Below are 21,407 nucleotides of genomic sequence, written 5' to 3'. Positions count from 1 at the left end.
GCGTTCAGGTGAGCGTCTGGGCGTCCTGCTCCTCCGGGTCGTTCGCCCAGATCTGCCACGGCTGCCGCGACACCCACTCGTCGGCCGGGGTGGGCGTCACCGACAGCACCCGGGCCGACAGGCCGTCGTCACCCGCCATCAGCAACGGCTCGTGGCCCGCCGCCATGTAGTGGTAGATGCCCGCCACCCCGGCCGCCGCGACCGGGCCGACCGCCTGCGCGAGCCCCTGTTCGAAGATGTGCGGCGCCAGCGCGCGGTAGCGCACCGTGCGCCCCAGCCCCCGGCCGAACGCGTCCGCCAGCTCATCACCCGTCAGCGCCCGTACGCCGCCGATGTCGTACGTCCGCCCCTCCACGCCGTCCACCGTGAGCGCCGCGTACACCGCCCGCGCCAGGTCCCGGTGCGAGAGCCACGCCGCCGGCACGTCGGCCGGCAGCGGGTAGGCGAGGACGCCGTCGTTGACCAGCGCCGGGCCGTTCCACGGACTGAACAGGTTGTCCAGGTAGACCGGCGGGCGCAGCACCACCAGCGGCACCCCGCTCTCCCGCAGCACCTCCTCGGCGATCCGGCGCGTCTCGAACGCCGCCACGTCGGTGGCCGACCGCGGCACCCGGGTGTTGGCGTTGTAGACCAGCCGCCGCACCCCGGCCTCCACGGCCGCCTCCGCGACGTTCCGGGCGTACGCGCGCACCCGCTTCGCCTCGTACACCAGCGGCATCACCACCGCGGCGTGGGTGGCCCCGGTGAACAGCTGGCGCACCGCCTCGGCGTCGCCCAGGTCGCCCGTGGCGCACGAGACGCCGGGCAGCGGGGGCCGGTCGCCCTCGGGACGGCGGGAGAGCGTACGCACCCGGTGGTCACGCTCGGTCAGCAGACGGGCGACCGCGCCGCCCTGGAAGCCGGTCGCTCCCACCACCGCGACCCGCATCTGATTCTGCTCGGACATCTGCTCCGACATATGCCTGATTGGCCCTTCGATAGGGTGTGACTGCTGCCATGACGGCTCCTCTCAGGCTGGCGGCGGCGGCTTTGGCCGATCAATTAACAATTCGGGGCGGGGGTTGAAGGATCGTCCATGGACACCGTGCGCACCGAAACAGGGAACGACGACCGGCACGACGACGACCTCCTCAGTGAGCTGTTGCAACCGTTGCGCCTCACCGGCGTTTTCGACAGCCGGTGGCACGCCCGCGCCCCCTGGGCGATCGAGGGGGACGCCGAGCCGGGCTGCGCGATCCTCCACTACATCGTCCAGGGCACCTGCTGGATCACCGCCGAGGACCAGCCGCCGCACGAGCTGCACGCCGGTGACCTGGCCGTGTTCCCCACCGGGACCGCGCACCGGCTGTCCGACCGGCCCGACCGGCAGGGCGTACCGCTCAAGGCCGTCCTGCCCGAGCGGCAGCCCGGCACCTCCAGCGAGATCCGCATCGGCGGCACCGGCCCGGAGAGCCGGCTGCTGTGCGCCGGCCTGCACTACGACGCCAGCGCCGCCACCGGTCTGTACAAGGCGCTGCCCTGGGCGCTGGTCCTCGACGGCTCCCAGGTCCGTCGCGAACCGCTGCTGCGCGACACCCTGCGCCTGCTGGCCACCCCCGACCGGCCCCTCGGCCCCGGCGACCGGCTGATCACCCTGCGGGCCTTCGAGATGGCGCTGGTGCTCGCACTGCGCCCGCTGCTGCGGGAGTTCGCCGAGAACCCGGCCTCCCTGCCCGTGCTGCGCCACCCGGGGGTGAGCAGGGCCCTGGTGATGATCGCGACCCGGTACGCCGAGCCGTGGACCATCGAATCGCTGGCCCGGGAGGTCGGCATGTCCCGCTCCGCGTTCACGGCCGCGTTCCGCGCGCTGGTCGGCGAGGCGCCGGCGCGCCACCTGACCGGGCGGCGCATGCAGGAGGCCGCGCGGCTGCTCGGCGAGACGTCGCTGCCCCAGTCGGCGGTGCCCCAGCGGGTCGGCTACCAGAGCGCGGTGGGTTTCCACCTTGCGTTCCGCAAATGGTTCGGCGTCACTCCGGGTGAGTACCGGGCCGGGGCCGCGAGCGCCGCGTAATGGTTTCCGGCCGAGGACTGGCCGGTTCTTAAAGACCATTGGACGGACGTTCATTGCCGGAGGTGTGGACCAACGGACAAGCTCTGCTGCGGCAATGGCATCCGCAAGAGGAGAAAAGGTGACGAGGTCCGGGCACGACTATCTGGCGTCGCTGCGCGACGGCCGGGAGATATGGCTCGACGGGGAACGGGTCGGGGACGTCACCTCGCACCCGGCGTTCCGCAACACCGCCGCCTCGATCGCCCGGCTGTACGACCTGGCGCACGACTCCGCGCACACGCCCGTCCTCACCCAGGGCGGTGTCCACCGCGCCTACGCGATCCCGCGCTCCTACGAGGACCTCGTCGCCCGCCGCGAGGCGTACAAGGTGTGGGCCGAGGCGAGCTTCGGCTTCCTGGGCCGCACGCCCGACTACATGGCGGGCGGCGCGGCGGGCTTCGCGGCGCTGCCGGCCCTGTTCCGCACGGAGTCCTACGACGGCTCCGCCGCGGCCCTCGCCTACCACCGGCGGCTCGCCGAGGGCGACCTGTACCCGACGTTCACCCTCACCAACCCGCAGACCGACCGCACCAGGTCCGCCTCCGAGCAGGAGGAGGACGACCTGGTGGTGCGGGTGGTCGCCGAGAAGGACGGCGGGATCGTGGTGCGCGGCGCCAAGATGATCGGCACGGCCGCGGTCTTCGGCAACGAGGTGATCGTCGGCACCATCGAGCCGCTCGCCCCGCAGGACGTCGACCACGCGGTGTGCTTCTCCGTCCCGGTCGGCACGCCGGGCCTGAGGTTCCTCTCCCGGACGTCCTACGAGGCGCGGGCGCGCAGCGTCTTCGACAACCCGCTCTCCTCCCGCTTCGACGAGAACGACGCCCTGCTCGTGTGCGACGACGTGTTCGTGCCCTGGGAGCGGGTGCTGACCTACCGGAACGTCGACGTGTCGTTCCGGATGTGGTGGCAGACCCCCGCGTACCTGAACTTCGTGCACCAGGCCGCCACCCGGTTCTGGACGAAGCTGGAGTTCCTCACCGGCGTCGCCATCCTGATCACCAAGGCCAACAACACCTACGAACTGCCGCCCGTCACCCAGGCCATCGGCCGGCTCCTCGGCAAGGTCGCCCAGGCCAAGGCGTTCGTGCTGGCGGCGGAGGCGTCGTACGAGGAGGTCGACGGCGGGCGGGGCGGTGTCGCGCCCGGCAAGGACATCTCGTACGCCCAGCGCATCATGGCGGGCGAGCTGTACCCGCGGGCCGTGCAGGAGGTGAAGCTCCTCGCGGGCGGCGGCCTCATCCAGCTGCCCGCCTCCGGCGAGGACCTGCTCCACCCGGAGATAGGCCCCCTGGTGCGCAAGTACATCCGCTCGCCCGGCACCCCCGCCGAGGACCGCGTGAAGCTGCTCAAGCTGGCCTGGGACGCGCTCGGCTCGGAGTTCGCCGGCCGCCACGAACAGTACGAACGCTTCTACCACGGCGCCCCGCACGTCCACCTCATGCAGCAGGCGTGGGAGGGCGGCGCGCCCGCCTGCGAGGCGCTGGCCCGGACCTGCCTGGACGGCTACGGCCTGGAGCGCACCCGATGACCGCGCCCGCGCGGCTGCGCGCCGCCGATCCGGGGCAGTGCGCCCGAGGGGGCCGGGCGGTCCGCCCTCCCCGCGGTCCGCACCCGGCCGTCCCGCCCGTCGTCGTCCCGTCCGTCGTCACGTCCGCCGCCGACCCGGGCTGGACCCGCGCCGAGGGCGACCGATGAGCGGCCCCGGGGGACCACGGGGCACCCAGGGTGCGCTGGGCCTGCTGGCCGCCACCCAGCTCCTCATGATCATGGACACGGCGATCGTCAACGTCGCCCTGCCGTCCGTCGGCGACGACCTCGACGCCGGCTCCGCCGCCCTGTCGTGGGTGGCCAACGCCTACCTCATCACCTTCGGCGGGCTGCTCCTCCTCGGCGGCCGCGCCGCCGACCTCCTCGGCCACCGCCGGCTGTTCACCGCCGGGCTCGCGCTGCTGGCCGCCGCCTCCGCCGCGGGCGGCCTCGCCCCGTCCACCGGCGCCCTGATCGCCGCCCGCGCCGCCCAGGGCGCCGGTGCCGCACTCGCCGCGGCGGCCGCGTTCGCCCTGCTGCTCAACCACTTCCCGGACGGCCCCGCCCGGCACCGGGCGCTCGGCGCGTTCGCCGCCATGGGCGGCCTCGGCGGCGTCCTCGGCACCGTCCTCGGCGGTGTCCTCACCGACCTGCTCGGCTGGCGCTCCACCTTCTGGCTGAACGTGGCCGTCGCCGCGGTGCTCGGCCTGCTCGCCCTGCGCCTCCTGGACGGCGGCACCCGCGGCGCCGAGCCCGGCTTCGACCTGCTCGGCGCGCTCACCGCCACCGGCGGGCTCGGCCTCGTCGCCTACGCCCTCGTCGGCCGCAGCCTGCCCGCCGGTGCCGCGGGGCTCGCCCTGCTCGCCGCCTTCGCCGTCGTGGAGACCCGCGCCGCCCGGCCGCTCGTACCGCCCGCCGTGCTGAAACGGCCCGCGCTGCGCCTCGCCGGCGGCCTCGGCGCCCTCGCCCAGATGGCGCTGTTCCCCATGTTCTTCCTGGTCAGCCTCTACCTCCAGACCGTCCTGGAGCAGTCCCCGCTGGCCGGCGGCCTCGGCCTGCTCCCGCTGTCCCTGGTCGTCGTCGCCACCGCCCCGCTGACCGGCCGTCTCATCCGGCGCCTCGGCCTCGGCCGGACCATGACCGCCGGCTTCGCGCTGCTGTTCGCCGGCATGCTCTGGCTCGCCCTGTCCCTGAGCGCGCACGGCACCTTCGCCACCACCGTCCTCGCACCCAGCCTCGTGCTGGGAGCCGCCCTGCCGCTGGTCATGGTCACCACCAATGTGGCCGCCGCGGCAGAGGCCGCGTCAGAGGAGACCGGCCTGGCCTCCGGGCTGATCAACACCAGCCAGCAGTTCGGATCCGTCCTGGGCCTGGCCGTGCTCGTGGCCGTGGCCACCACCTGTACCGGCACGGCCACACCCCAGGCCGAAACCGCCGGCTTCCAGGCGGCGCTGCTCGTCGGCGCCGCCTTCGCCGCCGCGGCCGCACTGCTGTCCGTACGGCTGCGCCTGCCCGCGCCGGCACCGGCGACGCCACGCCAGGACCGGGTGGGCGACCCGCGGTGACCGCCTGACCAGCGGCCCGCGCCACTCCCTTATCCACACTGCCCGAGGGGGGCATCCCGTTGACCCTGTACGACCTCGTCGCGCCCGGTCCCGACACCTGTGCCGAACCGCGCTACCGCATCACCGAGATACGCGACGCCGACCCGCTCGGCGCCGACGCGCTGCTCGCCGCGCTCCCCGCGATGAACCGGGACGCCGACGTCCCCGCGCTGACCGTCGCCCTGCGCGCCCTCGTACCCGAACCCGACCGGGTCGCCGAGTGGTGCGTCATCGAGGCGCTCGCCGCGATGCGCGACCTCGGCATGCTGCTCGGCTCCCTCAAGCGGCACGGCGTCCAGCCGCTCGCCGTCGTCCCCGAGGTCCTCCCCGTACTGGAGGAGCTGGCCCGGCGCACCGACATGGTGCCCCGCGACACCGTGCACCACTACACCGCCTGGAACCCGCTCGGCCCGCGACAGCGGATGTACACCGGCCACGAGATGGAGGGCCACCTCCAGGAAGCCGTCCGGATGGTCTTCCCCAGCCTCGTCGCCGCGCTCGACACCTGCGGCCAGCTGGCCCGCCTCGAACCGTACGACCCCGGATTCGCCCTCGCCCTGGACCGCACCGCGGACCACGTCCAGGCGATGGTGGACTCCATCGACTTCACCGTCGCCAACGTGTCACCGGCCTACTTCGCCGGCACGCTGCGCCCCTACTTCGAGGAGATCGACGTCGCCGGCCGCGACTACCTCGGCCCGGCCGCCGCCCAGGTGCCGCTGTGGCTGGTCGACCTGACGGTCTGGCAGTGCGACCGCTCCCACCCCGCCTACGACGCCTTCCTCGCCGAATCGGTCGAGTACAGCCTGCCGTCCTGGCGGGCCTTCCACGCCACCCACCGGGGCGGCGTCTCCGCCGTCAGCAAGCTGTCCGCCGCCCTGAGCTGGGAGACCGTCCACCGGCTGCCGCTCCCGCTCGTCCAGTCCGCCCACTCCCTGGCGCGGGTGCTGCGCATCCTCAAGACGTTCCGCGCCCGCCACATCGGCATCGCCCGCAAGGCCTACAGCGACGAGCTGCGGATGTACGACCAGGGCAGCGGCGGCGCACCGGTCGCGCTGCTGCGCTCCGTGCTCGACCTGACCAGGGACAACGAGACGCTGGTGCGCCACGCCATGGAGCGCCCGCGCCCCACGGCCGCGTGAGGGGGACCGCCATGACCCCGCACGTCCTCATCGCCGGCGGCGGCATCGCCGGGCTCACCGCCGCCCTCGCCCTGCACGCCGCCGGGTTCCACCGCGTCACCGTCGCCGAGGCGGCGAGCGAGATCCGGCCGGTCGGCGCCGGGCTGAACATCATGCCCAACGCCGTGCGCGAACTCGACGCGCTGGGGCTCCTCGACACGCTGGAGGCCGACGCCGTACGCACCCGGGAACTGCGCTACTACCACCGCTCCGGCGCCCTGATCTCCCGCGAGCCGCGCGGACTGCGGGCCGGCTACCACTGGCCCCAGCTCTCCCTCCACCGCGGCCGGCTCCAGCAAGTCCTCGCCGACGCGGTACGCCACCGGCTCGGCCCGTCCGCCCTCGTCACCGGCGTCCGGGTGACCGGCCTGGAGCAGCTGCCCGACGGCCGCCCGCGGGTGCGCCTCGCCCACCGCGAGGGCACCAGGGGCGGGCGGGCCTCGCTGGAACCGGACGTCCTGATCGGCGCCGACGGGATCCGCTCGGCGGTCCGCGCCGCCCTCAACCCCCGCGAGGGCGAGCCGCCCTGGAACGGGCAGCTGGTGTGGCGCGGCGTCTCCTGGCTGGACACGCGCCGCGCCGGAACGTTCATGTTCGTCGCCGGGGACGACCGGCAGAAGGCCGTCGTCTACCCGATGGCCGAACGGCCCTCCGGGGAGGTCCTCGTCAACTGGGCGCTCGCGATGCCCGCCGACAGCATCGCGCCGACCGTCCGCCGGGGCGACTGGAACCGGGCCGTCCCCGTGACCGACGTCCTTCCCCACTACGAGGGCTGGGAGTTCGACGGGGTCAGCGTCCCCGGCGTCCTGTCCGCCGCCGAGGCCGCCTACGAGTACCCGATGGTCGACCGTGAGCCCCTGCGCCGCTGGAGCCACGGCCGCACCACCCTCATCGGTGACGCCGCCCACGCCATGTACCCCATCGGCTCCAACGGCGCCACCCAGTCGATCATCGACGCGCGGGCCCTCGCCCACGCCCTGCACCACCACCCCGACCCGGCGGTCGCCCTCGCCGCCTACGAGGCCGCGCGGCGCCCCGCCATGACGGAACTTCAACGCGCCAACCGGAGGCTCGGCCCCGAGATCGTCATCAATCTGGCCCACCAGCGCGCCCCCGGCGGCTTCACCCGCGTCGACGACGTGATCTCGCCGCGGGAACGGCGCGAAATCGCCGCCCGGTACGCCACGACCGGCGCGTTCGACCCGGAAACGGTCAACGCGGGCTCCCCGTACGAGGTGTCCGTGCGCACGCCCTGAACGCGCCCCCCTGAGTGCGCCGTGGTTACAGAGGGCGGGGTGCCGATAACGTCGGAGAGTGAAGGCGGACGCACAACGCCCGTGCGTTACGCCCCGATACGTACCTGCCCTGCGAAGGTGGAACACGTGAAGGCAATCCGTCGATTCACCGTGCGCCCCGTCCTCCCCGACCCGCTGCGGCCGCTCAGCGACCTCGCGCGCAACCTGCGCTGGTCCTGGCACGCCGAGACCCGTGAACTGTTCCAGGCCGTCGACCCCGAATGGTGGCGGGCGGCCGGCGGCGACCCGGTCCGGCTGCTGGGCTCCGTGTCCGCCGCCCGGCTCGCCGAGCTCGCCCGCGACCGGCGCTTCCTGCGCCGCCTGTCCGCCGCCGCCGACGACCTCGACGACTATCTGCGCGGCCGTCGCTGGTACCAGAACCACTCCCTCCCCGACGGCGACCTGCCCGCCGCCGTCGCCTACTTCTCACCCGAGTTCGGCGTCACCGCCGCCCTGCCCCAGTACTCCGGCGGACTCGGCATCCTCGCCGGCGACCACCTCAAGGCCGCCTCCGACCTGGGCGTACCGCTCATCGGGGTCGGCCTGCTCTACCGCCACGGCTACTTCCGCCAGTCGCTCTCCCGGGACGGCTGGCAACTGGAGCACTACCCGCTCCTGGACCCCAACGAGATGCCCGTCAGCCTGCTGCGGCGGACGGACGGCACACCCGTACGGGTCTCGCTCGCCCTGCCCGGCGGCCGCTGCCTGCACGCCCACATCTGGGTGGCCCAGGTCGGCCGCGTACCGCTGCTGATGCTCGACTCGGACGTCGAGGAGAACGGCCCCTCCGAGCGGGACGTCACCGACCGGCTGTACGGCGGCGGCAGCGAGCACCGGCTGCTCCAGGAGATGCTGCTGGGAATAGGAGGTGTCCGGGCGGTACGCGCGTACTGCGAGCTCACCGGCCATCCCGCGCCCGAGGTGTTCCACACCAACGAGGGGCACGCCGGTTTCCTCGGCCTGGAGCGCATCCGGGAACTGAGCGAGGAGGGCGTCGAGTTCGACGCCGCCCTGGAGGCCGTCCGGGCGGGCACGGTCTTCACCACCCACACCCCCGTCCCGGCCGGCATCGACCGGTTCGACCGGGACCTCGTCGCCCGCCACTTCGGCGACGGGGCGGAGCTGCCCGGCGTCGACGTCGAGCGCATCCTCCAGCTGGGCAGGGAGACCTACCCCGGCGGCGAGCCCAACCTCTTCAACATGGCCGTCATGGGCCTGCGCCTCGCCCAGCGCGCCAACGGCGTGTCCACCCTCCACGGCGCCGTCAGCCGCGAGATGTTCGCCGGCCTGTGGCCCGGCTTCGACCCCGACGAGGTGCCCATCACCTCCATCACCAACGGCGTCCACGCCCCCACCTGGGTGGCGCCCGAGGTGTTCCGGCTCGGCGCCCGCCGGATCGGCACCCAGCGGGCGGAGGACGCGCTGAGCGTCGGCGGCACCCAGCGGTGGGACGCCGTGGGCGAGATCGCCGACGCCGAGATCTGGGACCTGCGGCGCGAGCTGCGCGACCAGCTGGTGACGGAGGTGCGCACCCGGCTGCGCGCCTCCTGGCGGCAGCGCGGCGCCGGGTCGGCCGAGCTGGGCTGGATCGACTCGGTCCTCGACCCCGACGTCCTCACCATCGGGTTCGCCCGCCGGGTCCCCTCGTACAAGCGGCTGACGCTGATGCTGCGGGACCGCGACCGGCTGACGCAGATGCTGCTCCACCCGGAGCGGCCGGTGCAGATCGTCGTCGCGGGCAAGGCCCACCCGGCCGACGACGGCGGCAAGCGGCTGGTGCGGGAGCTGGTGCGGTTCGCCGACGACCCGCGCGTGCGCCACCGGATCGTGTTCCTGCCCGACTACGGGATGGGCATGGCGCAGAAGCTGTACCCGGGCTGCGACGTCTGGCTGAACAACCCGCTGCGCCCGCTGGAGGCCTGCGGCACGTCCGGGATGAAGGCGGCCCTCAACGGCTGCCTGAACCTGTCCGTCCTCGACGGCTGGTGGGACGAGTGGTACGAGCCGGACTTCGGCTGGGCCATCCCCACCGCCGACGGCCCGACCACGGACGAGGACCGGCGCGACGACCTGGAGGCCAACGCGCTCTACGAGCTGATCGAGAAGCGCGTCGCGCCCCGCTTCTACGACCGGGGCGCGAACGGGCTGCCCGAGCGGTGGATCGAGATGGTCCGCCGGACGCTCGCCAACCTGGGCCCCAAGGTGCTCGCGGGGCGCATGGTGCGGGAGTACGTGGAGCGGCTGTACGCCCCGGCGGCCCTCGCGCACCGGGCGCTGGACAGGGACGCCGCCGGTGAGCTGGCCGCGTGGAAGGCCCGGGTGCGGGCCGCGTGGCCGCGCGTGGCGGTCGACCACGTGGAGGTGGACGAGGCCAACGGCGTCGCCGAGCTGGGCTCCACCCTGGCCCTGCGCGTCCGGGTCGCCCTCGGGGACCTCCAGCCGGAGGACGTCGAGGTCCAGGCGGTCGCGGGCCGGGTCGACACCGACGACCGGCTCCGGGACGCCCAGACGGTGCCGCTGAAGCCGGCGGGCGGCCCCGACCAGCAGGGGCGCTGGGTGTACGAGGGCCCGCTCACCCTCGACCGGACCGGCCCCTTCGGGTACACCGTCCGGATACTGCCCACCCACCGCCTGCTCGCCGCGGGCGCCGACCTCGGGCTGGTCGCCATGCCGACGCAGGCCACCGGGGAGGGCGCGGGCGTCCTGATGCGGTAGCCGGAGCGGTCTTCCCGGCTCGTCGCCCCCTCCCCTCGTGGGGGGCGACGGGCCGCGCGCCGTACAGACTGCCGCCCGCGCCGGGCCGGGGACATCGGCCGGGGAACCGATCCCGCCTCGGCCGTTCGGCGGAGGCCGCGGGTGACACGACGAGCCGCCCGGGGGATGCCCCCGGGCGGCTCTGGTGTTCGTGTGCGCCGGCCTCTTACGGGAAGGTCAGCTTGAACCCGTTGATGTAGCCGGTGTCCTGCCGGGCCCGGTCCTGCACCCGCAGCTTCCAGCTGCCGTTGGCGACCTCGCTGGAGGCGTTGACCGTGTAGGTGGCCTTGACGTTGTCGGCCGAGTCGGAGGAGCTGAACGGCTTCAGGTTGTAGACGGAGCCGTCCGGCGCCACCAGGTCGACGACCAGGTCACCGCGCCAGGTGTGGACGATGTCGACGTCGACCTTCAGGGCGGAGGGGGCGTTGCCGGTGACGCCGGTGACGTTCACCGCGGAGGTGACGGCCGCGCCGTTGTCCGGGATGGCGACGTCCGCGGTGTTCTCGAAGACCTTGCCGGTGCCCGGGTCGCCGCCGCCGGGACGGGACCCGACGTTGATGCCCGCCCAGGCGTGCTCGACGGCCTTCACCTCGGGGCTGTTCGCGCCGTACAGCTCGGTGGCGACCGCGACGGTGCCGGTACGGGCGGCCGCGTAGTTGGTCGTCGAGGTGAACTTGGTGGTGAGCGCCTTGTACCAGATCAGCGCGGCCTTGTCCCGGCCGATACCGGTGACGGGCAGGCCGTCGGAGGTCGGCGAGTCGTAGCTGACGTCGTTGATGGTCTTGGCGCCGCTGCCCTCGGAGAGCAGGTAGAACCAGTGGTTCGCCGGGCCCGAGGAGTAGTGGACGTCGATGCCGCCGATGCCGGAGTACCAGGCGTCCTTCGACGAGCCGTCCTTGCTCGGCTTGTCCATGTAGCGCAGCGGCGTGCCGTTGCCCCGGATGTCGATCTTCTCGCCGACGAGGTAGTCGCCCTTGTCCTGGCCGTTGTTGGCGTGGAACTCGACCGCGGCGGCGAAGATGTCGGAGGTCGCCTCGTTGAGGCCGCCCGACTCGCCGCTGTAGACCAGCTTGGCGGTCGAGGAGGTGATGCCGTGGGTCATCTCGTGGGCGGCCACGTCGATGGACGTCAGCGGCTTGGCGTTGCCCGCGCCGTCGCCGTACGTCATGCAGAAGCAGCTGTCGGTCCAGAAGGCGTTGACGTAGTTGTTGCCGTAGTGGACGCGGGAGTACGCGCCGACGCCGTCGCCCTTGATGCCGGACCGGCCGTGCACGTTCTTGAAGTAGTCCCAGGTGACCCCGGCGCCGAAGTGGGCGTCCGCGCCGGCCGTCTCGGCGTTCTGCGGGGTGCCGTCGCCCCACGTGTCGTCGGGCCCGGAGAACAGCGTCCCGGTGCCGGAGGTGCCGCGGTTGAGGTTGTACGTCTTGTGGTTGCCGCGGCCTGTGTCGGTCAGGGTGTACGAGGGCGCGGTGCCCAGCGTGACCTGGCCGCTGTACTGGGTGTTGCCCGTGCCGGTGTGGACGGCCTGCCACTCGAAGAGCTTGGCGCCCGTGCCGGCGTCGGTGACGACGTGCAGCTCGTTGGGGGTGCCGTCGTGCTGGAGGCCGCCGACGACGGTCTCGTAGGCGAGGACCGGCTTGCCCTGGGCGAGCCAGACCACCTTGCGCGGGGCGCGCTCGGCGTCGGTGGCCTTCGAGCCCTCGGCGCGGGCGGCGCTCAGCGCCTGCTTCTCGGCCGCGGCGGGGGCGATGTCCGCGGTGGTGTCCACACCCTTGAGCTCGGCGCGGGTCGCCTTGCTGACCGACCGGGTCTTCCCGGCCTTCGTCTCGGACACGACGAGGTCGCCGCCGAGGACGGGGAGTCCGGCGTAGGTGCGCTCGTAGCGCGTGTGGGTGGTGCCGTCGCGGTCCTGGACGACGTCGCGGACGGCGAGCTTCTCCTGGGCGCCGAGGCCGAGTTCCCTGGCCGTCTGCGCCTTGCCGGCGTCGGCGGCGCGTATCAGCGCGGTGCGCTGCGCGGGGGAGAGGTCGGCGGGCAGGGCGCCGGGGTCGGCCTTGCCGGCCGTCTGCGCCTTCGGGGCGGTGGTGCCGGGGTCGGCGGCGGTGGCGGCACCGGTCTGCACGCCGACGGCGAGCATGGCGGCGGCGGCGATCAGGGCACCGGTCGCGGTGGCGCGACGGCTGGGCGTGGGTCTCACGCGGACTCCTTTTGCGAGGGGGGTACCGGACGGCTGGGTGGGGCCGACCGGGCGGAGCAGCCTGAACAAGCGCGGAACACGTGCTGATCGAACAAGGGAACACGCGTCGAACTCGTGGTGCGGAGAACGGGGTAAGAGTGGCGCCGGAGGCGGCTCCCTGTCAGGAGCGCGTCAACAGATTGGCCGGAAATCGTCCGTTGCCCGAAAAGTCATGTTCGTTAAGCGGACGTTTCACCCTGCGCCCCCCGGCCCCGTCCGCCACCCCGGCCCGCCCGGCAACGGCGGGACTTCCGGGGCCCCGAGCGCCGTTCCCCCGTGTGAACGGCGTGTGACGCGAGCACGGCACGCCCCTACCGCGGCCCGCCCCGGCCCGTGCGGGGATCCGGCCAGCCGCACACCGGTCCGCGCACGGCCGCCCCCCTCGGCGGCCGTACGCGGACCCGGCTAACCGCTACAGCGCCGCCGCCGCCTCGTACGGGAAGCGCGCGAGCGGTGCCTCACGGTCGAAGAAGGTCTTGGCGCGCAGCAGCGCCGCCTCGTCGCCCCGCACCTGACCGGGCCGCGAACCGTTGCCGAACAGCACGCCGCCGAAGCGCATCCCCATGTACGCCGCCGAGTTGTTGAGGGTCGTCAGCATGCCGTCGGCCACGACCTCCTCCTCGTGCGCCATCACCGTCACGCCCCACAGGGTGCGGCCCGCCATCCGCTCCTTGAAGTCCGAACCCGGCGCGGTCAGCCAGCCCGACCAGTAGTCCAGGTAGCGCTTGGTCTGCGCCGAGACCGTGTACCAGTACAGCGGCGAGACGAGGACGACGTCGGTGGCCGCCAGGGTCGCGCGCCGCAGGTCCTCCTCGGTCTCCCCGGCCGTCCAGGTGCCCGTGTCGTGCCGCCCGTCCTCGAAGTCGGGCAGCACCAGCCCCGACAGGTCCACCCAGCGCTGCGGTATGCCGGCCGGCAACTGCTCGGCGGCGGCCCGCGCCAGGATCTCGGAGTTGCCGTCGGCGCGGGAACTGCCGAGGACGAAGAGGAACGAGCGGTCGGTGCCGGGTGCTGCCGTCTCGGTGGTCATGTCTGCTCCGCTCTCGTGACGCCGCCGGCGCCGGTGATCAGGTCTCCCTCACGCCAACTCCATGCACGTGCACGGATATTCCGGGGAGTTCCCGGCGAGCTTCCGGGGAGCCGGTCACCCGGCCAGACTCTCCCGCCACGCCCGGTGCAGCCCCGCGAACCGGCCCTCGCCCCGGAGCAGCTCCGCCGGCGAACCGTCCTCCACGACACGGCCGCCCTCCATCACCAGCACCCGGTCCGCGATCTCCACCGTGGACAGCCGGTGGGCGATCACCACCGCCGTCCGGCCGTTCAGCACCGTGTCCATGGCCCGCTGCACCGCCCGCTCACCGGGCACGTCCAGGGAACTGGTCGCCTCGTCGAGGATCAGCACCGCCGGGTCGGCCAGCAGCGCCCGGGCGAACGCCACCAACTGGCGCTGACCGGCCGAGATCCGGCCACCCCGCTTCCGTACGTCGGTGTCGTAGCCGTCCGGGAGGCCCGCGATGAAGTCATGGGCGCCGATCGCCTTCGCGGCCCGCTCGATCTCCTCGCGCGTGGCGTCCGGCCGCCCGAGCGCGATGTTCTCCGCGACCGTCCCCGAGAACAGGAACGCCTCCTGCGTCACCATCACCACCCCGCGCCGCAGCTCCGGCACGGCCAGGTCCCGCAGGTCCACGCCGTCCAGCAGGACCCGCCCCCCGGTGGGGTCGTAGAACCGGGCCAGCAGCTTGGCGAGCGTCGACTTGCCCGCGCCCGTCGAACCGACCACCGCGACCGTCTGCCCCGCCGGGATGTCCAGCCCGAAGCGCGGCAGGACCTCGCCGCCCGTGCGGTACCCGAAGCGGACGTCCTCGAAGACGACCGCACGGCCCGGGACCCCCGGCCGGGACGGGGGCAGCGAGCGGGGCGAGGCGGGCTCCAGGACCGTGGGGGTCTGCGCCAGCAGCCCGGCGATCTTCTCCAGCGACGCCGCCGCCGACTGGTAGGAGTTGAGGAACATCGCGAGCCGGTCGATCGGGTCGTACAGCCGGCGCATGTACAGCACCGCCGCCGCCAGCACACCGAGCGCGAGCGTCCCCGTCGCGACCCGGTAGGCGCCCCACAGCACCATGCCGGCGACCGCCGTGTTCGCCACCAGCCGGGAACCCACGACATAGCGGGCCATCTCCAGTATCGCGTCGCCGTTGCGGCGCTCGTGGCGGTGGTTGAGCGCCTGGAACGCCGCGTCGTTCGCCCGCTCCCGCCGGAAGGCGCGCACCGGCCGGATGCCGTTCATCGTCTCCGCGAACTTCACGATGACGGCCGCGATGGCCGTCGACCGCGCGCTGAACGCGACCGCCGCGCGCCGCCGGTAGAGCCGGACGAGCAGGTACAGCGGGAGGAAGGAGGCCACCGCCACCGCGCCGATGCCCAGGTCCAGCCAGAGCAGGAGCACCGAGATGAAGGCGAACGACAGGAGGACCCCGATCAGCTCCTGGAGCCCCTCGCCGAGCAGCTCCCGCAGCGACTCGACGTCCGTGGTGGAGCGCGAGATCAGCCGGCCGGAGGTGTACCGCTCGTGGAAGTCGATGCTCAGCGCCTGCGCGTGCCGGAAGATCCGCCCGCGCAGGTCGAGCAGGACGTCCTGGTTGACGCGCGCGGAGGTGCGGATGAACGCGTACTGGAAGACCCCGGCGCCCACGGCGCACACCGCGTACCCGGCCGCCACCGCGACCAGCGGACCGTGGTCCCCCTGCCGCAGGGCCGGTACGGCACGGTCGATGGCGTACGCGACGAGCAGCGGACCGGCCTGCACGGCGGCCTGCTGGAGCAGCAGCAACAACGCGGCCAGCCCCACCCGCGCCCGCCGGGGCGCCAGCAGCGACCGCAACAGCCGCCCCGTGGCGCCCGCGTCGACGGGCAGGTCGTCCCGGTCGAACGCGTCCGCCCCGCCGCGGCGCACCTCGTCCGGGCCGGGCGTACCGCCCCCGGTGACGGGTGCGCCGCTCGTGCCGGGCGTGCCCCCGACGCCGGGCGTGTCGCTCGTGCCGGGTGTGCCCGGCGTGCCGATCGTGTCCGTCATTCCGCACCACCCGTCGTCCCGGCGCCCGACATCAGCCAGGCGTACTCCCGGCTGTCCCGCAGCAGTTCCTGGTGCGTGCCGACCGCCGTGACGCGGCCGCCCGAGAGGAGGGCGACGCGGTCGGCCAGCATGACCGTGGAGGGGCGGTGGGCGACGACCAGGGCGGTGGTGTCGCGCAGCACCTCCCGCAGCGCGGCCTCGACCAGCGCCTCCGTGTGGACGTCCAGCGCCGACAGCGGGTCGTCCAGCACCAGGAACCGCGGTCGGCCCACCACCGCCCGGGCCAGGGCCAGCCGCTGCCGCTGACCGCCCGACAGGCTCAGCCCCTGCTCGCCGACCTGCGTGCCGGTGCCGTGCGGCAGGTCCCGGACGAACCCGGCCTGGGCCACCTCCAGCGCCCGCCCCAGCTCGGGCCCGCCCGCGCCGCCGGGCCCGGCGCCCATCAGCACGTTCTCGCCGACGCTCGCCGAGAACAGGGTGGGCTCCTCGAACGCCACCGACACCAGCTCCCGCAGCCGCTCCCGGGGCATGGCCGCCACGTCGACCCCGTCCAGCAGGACGCGCCCGCCCGTCACCTCGTGCAGCCGTGGCACCAGGGCCGTCAGGGTCGTCTTGCCCGAACCGGTGGCACCGACCAGCGCCATGGTCTCGCCGGGCCGGACGACCAGGTCGACCCCGTCCAGGACCGGCGGCGCGCCCTCCGGCGCGTCCGGATAGCGGAACGAGACGTTCTCGAACCGCAGCCCGCCGGGCCCGGACGCGGGGACGGGCGGCACGGCACGGGAGCCCCCGTCGTCCTCCTCCGCCTCGTCCATCACCTCGAAGTACCGCTCCACCGACGTCGCCGCCTCCTGGCTCATCGCCAGCAGGAACCCGATCGACTCGACCGGCCAGCGCAGCGCCAGCGCCGTCGACAGGAACGCCACCAGCGTCCCGGCGGACAGCGCCCCGTCCGCCACCTGGACGGTGCCCAGCACCAGCGCGGCCCCGATGGCCAGTTCGGGCACGATCGTGATCACCGCCCAGATGCCCGCCAGCAGCCGCGCCTTGCCCAGCTCCGTGCCCCGCAGCCGCTCCGCCAGACCACCGAACGCCTCCGCCTGGCTCCGGTGCCGGCCGAACCCCTTGATGATCCGGATGCCGAGGACGCTCTCCTCGACGACCGTCGTCAGATCACCGACCTGGTCCTGGGCCCGCCGCGCCACCAGCGAGTACCGCGACTCGAACAGCGAGCACACCACGATCAGCGGCGCCACCGGCAGCAGCAGCACCAGGCCCAGCGTCCAGTCCTGCACCAGCAGGACCCCGCAGCCCACCACCACCGTCACCCCGTTGACGAACAGGAACGTCAGCGGGAACGCCAGGAACATGCGGATCAGCGACAGGTCCGTCGTCGCCCGCGACAGCAACTGGCCCGACGCCCACCGGTCGTGGAACGCCACCGGCAGCCGCTGGAGGTGCCGGTACAGGCCGGCGCGCATCGCGGCCTCGACCCCGGCCAGCGGCCGCGCCACCAGCCACCGCCGCAGGCCGAACAGCACCGCCTCCGCGACCCCGAGCGCCAGCACCACCAGCGCCCCGAACCACACCCCGCCCGGCTCCCGGCGGGCCACCGGGCCGTCGACGATCCACTTCAGCACGAGGGGGATGACCAGTCCCAGGCAGGACGCCACGACGGCGACCACCGCCGCCGTCCCGATCCGCGCCCGCACGGGGCGCACGTACGGCCACAGGCGCAGCAGCACGCGAACAGTCGAGCGGTCCTTGGTCGTTGCATCCGGTTTCGGCATCAGGAGCGAGACTACGGTTCGGCACTGACATCGCTCACGCGGTTTTCCCCCGGACCGGCGGACGGTCGTACCCGCGCATCAACCGATCGGCCGATGCCGGGTGGAGCGGGACGGCCGATGTGCCGGCCCCCGCCCCACCGGCACGCTCGTCCCATGACGAAGACCCCCATGATGGAAGTGACCGGGCTGCGCAAGGCCTACGGCGGCAGGACGGCCGTCGCGGACGTGTCCTTCACCGTCGCCGAGGGCGAGGTGTTCGGCATCCTCGGCCCCAACGGCGCGGGCAAGACCACGACCGTCGAGTGCGTCGAAGGGCTCAGGACGCCCGACGCCGGCACCGTACGCGTCGCGGGCCTGGACCCCGTCACCCACCACGACGAGGTCACCCGCGTCCTGGGCGCCCAGCTCCAGCAGAGCGAGCTCCAGCCGAAGATCACCGTCCGTGAGGCGCTGGAACTGTACGCCTCGTTCCACGAACGCCCCGCCGACTGGCGAGTTCTCGCCGAACGGCTGGGCCTCGCCGAAGGGCGCGTCCTCACCACCCGGTTCGCCAAGCTGTCCGGCGGCCAGAAACAGCGGCTGTCCATCGCCCTCGCGCTGATCGGCGACCCGCGCGCGGTCGTCCTCGACGAGCTGACCACCGGCCTGGACCCGCGCGCCCGCCGCGAGACGTGGGAGCTGATCGAGGACGTACGCGACAGCGGTGTCACGGTCCTGCTCGTCACCCACTTCATGGAGGAGGCCCAGCGGCTCTGCGACCGCGTCGCCGTCATCGACCAGGGGCGCGTCGCCGCGCTCGACACCCCCGCCGGGCTGATCCGCCGCGCCACCGTCTCCACCGTCATCTCCTTCACCCCCTCCGCCCCGCTCGACGACCGCGAACTGGCCGCCCTGCCCGGCGCCGTGTCCGTCCGCACCGCCGACGACGGCGGCATCGCCATCGAGGGCACCGACGAGACCGTCAACGCCGTCGTCTCGCTGCTCGCCCGCCACCGCATCACCGCCCGCCGGCTGCGCGTCACCGAAGCCACCCTGGACGACGCCTACCTGGCCCTCACCAACGGAGCCGACCGATGAGCCGACCGATGAGCCGAACGATGAGCCGACCGATGAGCCGACCGATGAACAGCACCGTCCTGAAGACCGAGGCGCGCCTCTTCGCCCGCGAACCCGGCTCCCTGTTCTGGGTGCTCGTCTCCCCGGCCCTCCTCCTGGTGATCCTCGGGCTCATCCCCTCCTTCCGGGAACCGTCCGACGACCTCGGCGGCCTCCGCGTCATCGACCTGTACGTACCGATCTCCGTGCTCTTCGCCCTGATCATGTCCGGACTCCAGGCCATGCCCCCGGTCCTCACCGGCTACCGCGAGCGCGGCATCCTGCGCCGCATGTCCACCACCCCCGTCCGGCCGTCCGCCCTCCTCACCGCCCAGCTGACCGTCCACGGCGCCGTGGCGCTGCTGTCCGCCGGCGCGGTGATCGCCGTCGGCCGGACCGCCTTCGGCGTACGCCTCCCGCAGCAGCCCGCCGGATACCTCGTGGCGCTGCTCCTCGCCGTGGCGGTCGCCCTCGCCCTCGGCGCCACCGTGTGTGCCGTCTCCCGCACCCAGAAGGTCGCCACGGCCGTCGGCTCGGCCGTGTTCTTCCCCACGATGTTCACCGCCGGCGTCTGGGTGCCCGTCCAGGTCATGCCGGACACCCTGCGGAGCATCGTCCACCTCACCCCGTTCGGCGCCGCGTCCGAGGCACTGGACAACGCGGCGGCGGGCGGCTGGCCCGGCTGGACCCACCTGGGCGTGCTGGCCCTGTGGACCGCGCTGCTGACCTGGGCGGCGGCCCGCTGGTTCCGCTGGGAGTGAGCCACCGCGAGAATGCCGCCATGACGACGACCGTCGAGGAACGATGGGACCAGTTCTTCCGCTGGGGCCCCTACGCGCTGCTGGCCCTCGCCACCGCCATCGGCGCGGCCACCGCCCACTTCTTCATGACGCGCACCGAGGTGTACGCGGCGGGCGGCCTCCTGGCCGCCACCGTCGCCCTCCAGCTGTGGCAGGGCGCGCCGGAGCCCGGCCACACCGCCCGCGGCCAGGTGTACTTCACCGCACGGACCGTGCTCGCCGCCGCCCTGACCTGGCTGAACCCGCTGTTCGCCATCTTCGCCGTCATCGGGTACTTCGACGCCGCCCGGCTGCTGCCCGCCCGGGTCACCCGCGCCGGGCTCCTGGCCACCGCCGTCACCATGGCCGGCTCCCAGTCCGGCGGGCTGCCGCCGGCCGGCCTCGTGCAGTGGCTGCTGTTCGCGGCCCTGCTGGTGCTCAACGTCTGCCTTGCCCTGCTCTTCGCCCACCTCGGCGACAAGGAGGCCGAGCGGACCGCCGAACGCTCCGCCACCATCACCGAGCTGGAACGCGCCAACACCCGCCTGGAACAGGCCCTCACCGAGAACGCGGGCCTCCACGCCCAGCTCCTCGTCCAGGCGAGGGAAGCCGGCGTCGCCGACGAGCGGCGCCGGCTGGCCGCCGAGATCCACGACACCATCGCCCAGGGCCTGACCGGCATCATCGCCCAGCTCCAGGCCGTCACCGCCACCCAGGACCCCGACGCCGCACGCCGGCACCTGGACCGCGCCACCGCGCTGGCCCGGCACAGCCTGGGCGAGGCCCGCCGCTCCGTGCACGACCTCGGCCCCGCCGCCCTGGAACACGGCAGCCTCCCCGACGCGCTGCACAAGACCGTCACCACCTGGTCCGAACGCACCGGCGTAGCCGCCCGGTTCACCGTCACCGGCACCGAGGAGGCCCTGCACGACGAGCTGGCCGCCGGCCTCCTGCGCATCGCCGAGGAGGCCCTCGCCAACACCGGCCGCCACGCCCACGCCTCCCGCGCCGGCGTCACCCTGTCCTACATGGGCGACGAGGTCACCCTCGACGTACGCGACGACGGACGCGGCTTCGACCCCGCCGCCCTGCCGCCCCGCTCCCGCACCGGCGGCTTCGGCCTCGACGGCATGCGCGCCCGGGCCGCCCGCCTCGCCGGCTCCGTCTCCGTCGAGTCCGAACCGGGCGCCGGTACGGCGGTGTCGGCTCGCGTACCGTTGGTGCCCCATGGCTGACCCGGCACGCACCATCACGCTCCTGATCGTCGACGACCACCCCGTCGTACGCGACGGCCTGCGCGGCATGTTCGCCACCGAACCCGGCTTCCAGGTCCTCGGCGAGGCCCCGGACGGAGTACGGGGCGTGGAGAGCGCGCTGCGCCTGGACCCCGACGTCGTCCTGATGGACCTGCGCATGCCCGGCGGCGGCGGCGTGGACGCCATCCGCGAACTGACCCGCCGCGGCGCCCGCGCCAAGGTCCTCGTCCTCACCACGTACGACACCGACTCCGACACCATCCCCGCGATCGAGGCGGGCGCCACCGGCTACCTCCTCAAGGACGCCCCGCGCGAGGACCTGTTCACCGCCGTACGGGCCGCCGCCGACGGCCGCACCGTGCTCTCGCCCGCCGTCGCGACCCGGCTCGTCGGCGCCGTCCGCTCCCCGGCCGCACCGGGAGGCCCCGGCGAGGCGCTCTCCGCCCGCGAACGCGAGGTCATCGCCCTCGTCGCCCGCGGCACGTCCAACCGCCGCATCGCGGCCGAGCTGTTCATCAGTGAGGCGACCGTCAAGACCCACCTCACCCACATCTACGCCAAACTGGACGTGGCCGACCGCGCCGCCGCCGTCGCCGTCGCCTACGAACGCGGCATCCTCGGCCGCGGCGACGGCTGACCCCGGCCCTAGGGCGTGTTTCGAAAGTCCCGTCTGGCCGGGAACGCCTGGCACGCACCCTCGCGGCGTTGTCGGCCGTCGGCGCAGC

The 21,407-nt window shown here is 73.7% G+C and carries 16 protein-coding genes; 11 read left to right on the top strand and 5 right to left on the bottom strand.

The window, feature by feature from the left end; translation table 11 throughout:
• Window positions 1–4: 4 nt before the first annotated feature.
• A complete protein-coding gene (locus EIZ62_RS09190; RefSeq protein WP_208827834.1) occupies window positions 5–946 on the bottom strand; it encodes an SDR family oxidoreductase in 942 nt (313 codons plus the stop codon).
• Between the two features lie 129 nt (window positions 947–1,075).
• On the opposite strand from EIZ62_RS09190, the gene EIZ62_RS09185 reads away from it, so the two are divergent.
• From EIZ62_RS09185 to EIZ62_RS09155, 7 genes are all read left to right on the top strand, one after another.
• Window positions 1,076–2,050, top strand: coding sequence for an AraC family transcriptional regulator (locus tag EIZ62_RS09185; protein ID WP_156692213.1), 975 nt, complete (start codon window positions 1,076–1,078; stop codon window positions 2,048–2,050).
• A gap of 118 nt (window positions 2,051–2,168) precedes the next feature.
• Window positions 2,169–3,620: a 4-hydroxyphenylacetate 3-hydroxylase family protein gene (locus tag EIZ62_RS09180; RefSeq protein ID WP_156692212.1), complete on the top strand. Its 1,452-nt coding sequence runs from the start codon at window positions 2,169–2,171 to the stop codon at window positions 3,618–3,620.
• Window positions 3,617–3,787 (top strand): hypothetical protein, encoded by a 171-nt coding sequence (locus tag EIZ62_RS09175; protein ID WP_156692211.1) that lies wholly within the window; start codon window positions 3,617–3,619, stop codon window positions 3,785–3,787. The genes EIZ62_RS09180 and EIZ62_RS09175 overlap by 4 nt, the downstream gene beginning before the upstream one ends.
• Entirely contained in the window at window positions 3,784–5,184 is a 1,401-nt protein-coding gene (locus EIZ62_RS09170; RefSeq protein WP_156692210.1) for an MFS transporter, read from the top strand. Before EIZ62_RS09175 ends, EIZ62_RS09170 begins: the two co-directional genes overlap by 4 nt.
• Before the next feature lie 59 nt (window positions 5,185–5,243).
• A complete protein-coding gene (locus tag EIZ62_RS09165) occupies window positions 5,244–6,365 on the top strand; it encodes a monodechloroaminopyrrolnitrin synthase PrnB family protein (RefSeq protein ID WP_156692209.1) in 1,122 nt (373 codons plus the stop codon).
• 11 nt (window positions 6,366–6,376) lie between these two features.
• On the top strand, window positions 6,377–7,660 hold the full coding sequence (locus tag EIZ62_RS09160) for an FAD-dependent monooxygenase (protein ID WP_156692208.1): 1,284 nt from the start codon (window positions 6,377–6,379) through the stop codon (window positions 7,658–7,660).
• 126 nt (window positions 7,661–7,786) lie between these two features.
• Window positions 7,787–10,414 carry a glycosyltransferase family 1 protein gene (locus EIZ62_RS09155; protein ID WP_156692207.1) on the top strand — a complete coding sequence of 876 codons (2,628 nt, stop codon included), beginning with the start codon at window positions 7,787–7,789 and terminating at the stop codon, window positions 10,412–10,414.
• 205 nt (window positions 10,415–10,619) lie between these two features.
• On the opposite strand, the gene EIZ62_RS09150 is transcribed toward EIZ62_RS09155, so the two are convergent.
• From EIZ62_RS09150 to EIZ62_RS09135, 4 genes are all read right to left on the bottom strand, one after another.
• Complete coding sequence (locus tag EIZ62_RS09150; protein WP_156692206.1) at window positions 10,620–12,650, bottom strand: M4 family metallopeptidase; 2,031 nt, start codon at window positions 12,648–12,650, stop codon at window positions 10,620–10,622.
• Between the two features lie 451 nt (window positions 12,651–13,101).
• Window positions 13,102–13,719: a flavodoxin family protein gene (locus EIZ62_RS09145; RefSeq protein ID WP_156692205.1), complete on the bottom strand. Its 618-nt coding sequence runs from the start codon at window positions 13,717–13,719 to the stop codon at window positions 13,102–13,104.
• A 114-nt stretch (window positions 13,720–13,833) separates the two neighbouring features.
• Window positions 13,834–15,762, bottom strand: coding sequence for an ABC transporter ATP-binding protein (locus EIZ62_RS09140; protein ID WP_156692204.1), 1,929 nt, complete (start codon window positions 15,760–15,762; stop codon window positions 13,834–13,836).
• Window positions 15,759–17,552, bottom strand: coding sequence for an ABC transporter ATP-binding protein (locus tag EIZ62_RS09135; RefSeq protein ID WP_156692203.1), 1,794 nt, complete (start codon window positions 17,550–17,552; stop codon window positions 15,759–15,761). Before EIZ62_RS09135 ends, EIZ62_RS09140 begins: the two co-directional genes overlap by 4 nt.
• Before the next feature lie 153 nt (window positions 17,553–17,705).
• Between EIZ62_RS09135 and EIZ62_RS09130 the strand changes: the two genes are divergently transcribed.
• The 4 genes from EIZ62_RS09130 to EIZ62_RS09115 are packed head-to-tail and all read left to right on the top strand — an operon-like array spanning window position 17,706 to window position 21,319.
• A complete protein-coding gene (locus EIZ62_RS09130) occupies window positions 17,706–18,629 on the top strand; it encodes an ABC transporter ATP-binding protein (protein ID WP_156692202.1) in 924 nt (307 codons plus the stop codon).
• Between the two features lie 44 nt (window positions 18,630–18,673).
• The gene (locus EIZ62_RS09125; protein WP_156692201.1) at window positions 18,674–19,408 is read left to right on the top strand and encodes an ABC transporter permease; all 735 of its coding nucleotides are present in this window, start codon (window positions 18,674–18,676) and stop codon (window positions 19,406–19,408) included.
• A gap of 20 nt (window positions 19,409–19,428) precedes the next feature.
• Window positions 19,429–20,661, top strand: coding sequence for a sensor histidine kinase (locus EIZ62_RS09120; RefSeq protein ID WP_156692200.1), 1,233 nt, complete (start codon window positions 19,429–19,431; stop codon window positions 20,659–20,661).
• On the top strand, window positions 20,654–21,319 hold the full coding sequence (locus EIZ62_RS09115) for a response regulator (RefSeq protein ID WP_156692199.1): 666 nt from the start codon (window positions 20,654–20,656) through the stop codon (window positions 21,317–21,319). The genes EIZ62_RS09120 and EIZ62_RS09115 overlap by 8 nt, the downstream gene beginning before the upstream one ends.
• Window positions 21,320–21,407 lie beyond the last annotated feature (88 nt).

The organism is Streptomyces ficellus, from assembly GCF_009739905.1.
Lineage (GTDB): Bacteria > Actinomycetota > Actinomycetes > Streptomycetales > Streptomycetaceae > Streptomyces > Streptomyces ficellus_A.
The sequence above is the reverse complement of the archived record's forward strand: the minus strand, read 5'-3'. Positions and strand labels throughout refer to the sequence as shown.